Here is a 5,409-nt window from a genome sequence, read left to right as displayed (position 1 = left end):
GCCACCAGAGTTCGGCGCCCGACAGAGAGCGCGTGTTTTCGTTCGGGAAAGTGCGTGGGCGCTGCATGCATGCTGCGTCGTGGGAGCGGAGAGCGCTGCGTGATGGCGGCATCAGGTGAGCAGCATCGCATCGGCCACTCTCCTCGCGTTCCGTTCGCTGAGAGTGTTGGTGTCCCGGCCGCGCATTCTTCCGCCCTGCGGCCGTCACGACAATCGCTGCATGTTGAACACGAGTCTGGCAGGTCAGGATGTGACTCGCCTGATCAAAGCCATCCGCGAGGCGCGGTTTGGTGGACAGGTGAAGTGCCCGCGTTGCCAGTCTACCAGGGTGTGGCGATGGGGGCAGTTCTCCGGACGGCAGCGGTATCGGTGCCGCGAGTGCCGACGAACGTTCAATGATCTGACGGGAACACCAGTCGCATGGTCGAAGTGCCTCGCACGCCTGCCCGCGTATCGCGACAACATGCGGGCGAGCGCGTCATTACGCGTTTGCGCTCGCGCGGTCGGCTGTCACCTGACGACGTCCTTTCGCTGGCGCCATCGTCTGCTGAATGGTGCGCTGTCGGAAGAGACTGTGCTGTTGAACGGATTCGTGGAAGTGGCTGAGACGAGGGTGTTATGCGTCGACACGCGCAGATGGAAGCGCCAGCGTCGGTCGATCGTGCACGCCCGTGACCAGCGGAGCTGGATCCTCGGCTTGCGTGACCGCAGCGGGAGATCGGCAATGGTGTACACGGGCGAAGAAGTGCCGAGAGAATTCTGGTGGCATCTTGTCCTGAAATCCTTTGTGGAGCCGCCAGCGGTGATCGTGTCACGTCGTGCGCGTCGCCTGAGTCCGGTAACGTCAGCGGCGCGGGCGGCAAAGTTGAGCGTTCAATCGGCGACTGCGGGCCGGCCCACGGGGGCAAGCGGCATGCTGTCGCACACGGACAACGCGGGTGCGTTGCTGTTACGGTTCCGGCGATGGCTCGACCGGTTTCGCGGCGTGAGCACGCGCTATCTCGACAACTACGTCCAGTGGTTCGGCATGCTGGACCCGGAGCGCCGCACGGCATTTCGCCTGGACCAGTTGTTCGACTGGCCACTTCGCCCTCCGGAAGAGCCCGACGACCCCCAACAATCTCAGCGAACAGATGCCGAGGGGTCGCGACAATGATGACACGCCTCCGCGCGTCCGACGCGGTCCTTCTGCGCCATTGCCGCTCCAGAACGAAACCGAGCTCAGAATCCGGGCCTCCACTGGCCCATCGCGCGGCCGCCCCCTCTTTCTCCCGGTCGCGTGCAACGCCGAGTGTGACTAGCGGGCACCAAAGCCGCCCGCCGCTCACCGGGACGGCGGGCCGCCCCCGGCCCCCGCTGCCTCGACAGGCGCACGCACCCTGCGTGGCAACATCACCCCCCTCGCCCTGCATGCGCCGGCGTTATCATTGCGTGCGACGGGCCAGCCTGGTTTTCAACCGATGCGTGGGAGGCGAGGGTGTTCAGGTGGCTGAGACGCAGACGTCTGGGTGATGCCGCGCAGCGCAAGCTCACGATCGCGATGGCGCATGCGGAGGAGGAGTTGATCGAAACGCACGTCGAGAACGTGCTGGATATCCACGAGTCGCTTGCGGCCCACCTCCCGATCGGCGAGCTGCTGGATCTTTACCTGGAAGAGTACGAGCCGAGCGACCAGCGGGCGGCGATCGTTGCGCGACGAGTACTGGCCCAGCTGGCGTCAGCACCGCGGGTGCGTCCGCGGCCGCATCGCAGGTCCTGAAAACCGGAAGGCGCCGCGATGCTCGGGGCGCCTCAAGGCACACTCCACCGGCCGCTCGCGCCTACCTGCCGCCGCTCGGTCGCGTCGACGTGCCCGCGTCGCTGGGACCGCCCTGTGCACGTGCCGTTGTCGGTGTCCCTGTCGTCTGGGTCTGACCACCGGCTGGCGCGGCCGCCTGTGAGCTGGTGGGGCGCGGCGGGTCCTGGATGGGCTCGGAGAAGTTCCAGTTCACGGGCAACCCGTTGGCGAAGCGCAGTCGTGGCGTCGCCCAGCGCTCGAAGGGGCGGCCGTACTTCCGGTCCAGGTAGAAGTTGACTGCTTCCGCGACGTAGCCGGACGCGGTGTAGCCGTGCTCGGCGAACTCGAGGAACATCGTGACGGCGATCTCCGGCGACTCACCGGGTGCGCGCGCGCCGGTACCCACGAACCAGGCGTGGTCGGGCCCGTGCGGATTCTGCGCGGTTCCCGTCTTGCCCAGCAGCTCCCATTCCTGCAGGCGGCTCAGAGCGGCTGTACCTCCGGGGCCGAGCACACGGCGCATGCCTGCTTCGAGGTACCACTGGTCGACCTTGTCGACGTGGAACGTGAACGTGTCGCGCGGGGCGCCGGACTCCATCGCGAGACGCGGCGCGGGGACCTTCCCGCCCGGAGCCGTGAGTGCGCTGTAGATGTGAGCGAGCTTGAGGACGGTCATCGTGATCGGGCCCTGCCCGATCGAGAGTGACAGCACCTCGTTGTCGTACGGGCGGTAGCCGAACCTGTCCTCCCAGTACTCGATGCTCGCGGGGAAGCTGTTCGTAATCTCCGTCGGAATGTCGATGCCGGTCTTGTCGCCAAACCCCAGCCGTGTGCCCGTCTCGAGGAAGCGCTCCAGTCCGATCTTGATGCCGAGCTGATAGAAATAGACGTTGCAGGAGTTCTTGATTCCCTCGATCAGGTTCTGCCGGCCGTGGCCGCTCGAAAGCCAGCAGCGGGCGTAGCGGCCGTAGTAGATGCCGCCATTGCACGCCTGCGGCATGTACTCGTCGGGCTCGATCACGCCCAGATCGAGTGCCATGCCGGCGACTGCCAGCTTCCACGTGGAGGCGGCCGGCTGGCCTGAGCCGGCGACGCGGTCGAGCAGCGGCTTTGCCGGATCCTCGTTCAACTGTTTCCAGTACGCCGCGGGAATCCCGCCGATGAACCGGTTTGGATCGAACGTCGGGTGGCTGTAGTAGGCCAGGATGCCACCCGTCTGTGGGTCGATGGCGACGATGGAGCCGGTGTACTCCTTCGGGAAGATCTCCGCGATGAAGTTCTGCAGATCGAGGTCGAGATAAAGGTGCAGGTCCTTGCCGGGCACGGGAGGCACGCCCATCTCCTCGGGGAGCCAGCGCTTGATCCGGCCGCGCGCGTCGATCTCGAGGTAGCGCATACCGGGTGTGCCGCCGATGAGCCGCTCGTACTCCTTTTCCAGCCCGTTCTTGCCGATCCAGCGGCCCTGCTCGTAATCGACGAACTGCTCTTCCAGCTCGGCCTCGCTGATCTCTGAAACGTAGCCGATGAAGTGCGCGATGTTTTCGCCGTCCGGGTAGTAGCGCTTGGCGTACTCGTAGACGAGCACACCCGGGAAGAGGTGCCGACGCTCCTCGAGGCGCGCGACGGCGCGCGGATCGGCGTCGTCGAGCACGATCATCGGGAGGTGGCGCTGCTGGGACCACTTCCGCTTCGCGCGCTGGATGTTCGCTTCGGTCAGGCCGAGGATGGGGGTGAGCCGCTGAATCTGCGCGTCCATGGAGTCCATGGGCGCAGGCATCAGCATGACCTGATACCCGGGGATGCTGCCGGCCACTACCTGGCCATGGCGATCGTAGATGGTGCCGCGCGGGGCCGGCACCGGCACCGGCCGCAGCCGGTTGTTCTGCGCAACGACCGCGAACTCCTCGCCGCGCAGCACCTGCAGCCGGAACAGCGCCGTGCCGAGCACGGCCACCAGTACGATCACGACCGTGCGCAGCACGCGGCTGCGGTGCATGCGCGCGCCGCGCGGTGTCTGGAGTCGACCGGTGCGTTCCATCGTGCTGCCTTCGTATCTCGGAGTGTGCCGCCTTCTCCTAACCGCGCTCAGCGGCGGCGTTCCACCCCTGATGCGAACACCGGGCCAGCGCTACTCGTACTGGACGCCGCAGGACGGGCAGACCCAGTTCGGGCCGCGGCGCCGCAGCCCGACATGCCGCTCGCCATGGCGAACGCAGCCGGGCTCGCGTCCCTCCTCCAGTGCCTGGCGCACCGTGCGGCTCTCCTCTGCGGTCGGCGCCGGCACCTCGAATTCCTTGCGCTGCGCACAGCTCAGGCACTCGAACCACACCTCGCCCGCGCCGTTCTCCCGCGTGGCGATACGCACGACCTCCGAGAAACCGCCGCACCCGACCGGGCAGGGCACCATGTCGCCGCGCAGGTACGCGCCGAGCGGGTCCGTTTCCTCCAGCGGCGGCGACGGTCGCACCGCCATGCGCTCGCGCATCGCGCGCCGCTTCGCCCGTAGCTTCTTGCGACGGAGCAGCTCCCGGCGGCGCGCGCGTATCTCGTCGTCGTCGCGCAGCAGCTTCTTGCGCAGCTTCTTGATGCTCTTCGCGCCACGCTTCTTCGCCGCCCGCTTGCCGGTGCGGGGCGCTGTGGATGCTTCGGCCGCGCCCGCGCCCGCCTGCGTGTCCGCCTCCGGCTCATTCGCCTTCGCTGCGCGTGACTTGCTCCCCTTCGGGCGCGCCTCCGCCGCCGGGCCGCCGGGCGCCTGCGAGGCGGCCGCACCACGGCGGGCACGCTTCGCCGGGACCTCCGCCGCGGGAGCAGTCGCAGCCTGCGCCTCGTCGGCGCGCGGTGCCGCTGCTTCCTTCACCGCGGGCGCCTTGGCCGCCGGTGTACGCTTGCGAGCTGCCTTCGCCGGGGTCGCCTGCGTCTCTGCGGCCCTGGCTGCGCTCTTCTTCGCGGCGGGCTTGCCGGCCGGAGCCTTTCTGGCCGCCGCCTTGTTCGCCGGCGCCTTCTTCGCGCTCGCCTTCTTCGTCGGCGCCTTCTTCGCGGCCGCCTTTTTCGCGGCCGCCTTGCTGGGCGCGCTCTTCTTCGCCGCCGTCTTCCTGGCCGTCGACTTCTTCGCGGCTGCCTTCTTTGCCGTCTTCTTCGCAGCCGCCCCGGTCGACGTCTTCCTGGCCGGGCTCTTCTTTGCAGCGGTCTTGCGGACGGCCGGCTTCCGTGCCGAGCCGGCCTTCGCAGCCGTCTTCTTCGCGGTCTTCTTCACCGCCGCCTTCTTCGCCGTGCGCGATGTCTTACGGGGATTCTTCTTCGCGGTCGCGCTGCGGCCCGATCCGGCCTTGCCTGCGCCACCGCCGCTCTTCCGTGCAGCTGTTTTCTTTGCGGCGCTGCCGCCGGTGCGGCCCGCCTTCGAGGCGGACTTGCGTGCACTCGCGCTGCCTGCAGCGCCGCTGGTCGAACGCCGGGCAGTTGTCTTCTTCGTGGCAGCAGACTTCTTCGCAGTCGACCTGGACGGGCTCCGTTTCGCGGAACGTGAGGCCCCGGCGCTCCGGGAGGCGGTGCGCGCTGTGCGCTTGTCCGTCTTCTTCGCTGTGCCGGTGCTGCGGCCCTTCTTCGCGGCCATCCTCACCTCCCTGGAGGGCGTG

The 5,409-nt window shown here is 67.9% G+C and carries 4 protein-coding genes; 2 read left to right on the top strand and 2 right to left on the bottom strand.

Annotated features, from left to right (window positions below):
- The first annotated feature begins 115 nt into the window (after positions 1-115).
- Together VFU06_09065 and VFU06_09060 are read left to right on the top strand one after the other, a co-directional pair.
- On the top strand, positions 116-1,156 hold the full coding sequence (locus tag VFU06_09065; protein ID HEU5209548.1) for an IS1 family transposase: 1,041 nt from the start codon (positions 116-118) through the stop codon (positions 1,154-1,156).
- Between the two features lie 321 nt (positions 1,157-1,477).
- Positions 1,478-1,759 (top strand): hypothetical protein, encoded by a 282-nt coding sequence (locus tag VFU06_09060; GenBank protein HEU5209547.1) that lies wholly within the window; start codon positions 1,478-1,480, stop codon positions 1,757-1,759.
- A 61-nt stretch (positions 1,760-1,820) separates the two neighbouring features.
- Here VFU06_09060 and mrdA read toward each other — a convergent pair whose 3' ends face one another.
- The gene (gene mrdA / locus VFU06_09055; protein ID HEU5209546.1) at positions 1,821-3,815 is read right to left on the bottom strand and encodes a penicillin-binding protein 2; all 1,995 of its coding nucleotides are present in this window, start codon (positions 3,813-3,815) and stop codon (positions 1,821-1,823) included.
- A gap of 90 nt (positions 3,816-3,905) precedes the next feature.
- Positions 3,906-5,387 carry a histone H1-like repetitive region-containing protein gene (locus VFU06_09050; GenBank protein HEU5209545.1) on the bottom strand — a complete coding sequence of 494 codons (1,482 nt, stop codon included), beginning with the start codon at positions 5,385-5,387 and terminating at the stop codon, positions 3,906-3,908.
- Between the last annotated feature and the right edge of the window lie 22 nt (positions 5,388-5,409).

Source organism: Longimicrobiales bacterium (assembly GCA_035764935.1).
Classification (GTDB): Bacteria; Gemmatimonadota; Gemmatimonadetes; order Longimicrobiales; family RSA9; genus DASTYK01.
Note: the sequence above shows the minus strand (reverse complement) of the source record. Positions and strands in the feature narration are given on the sequence as shown.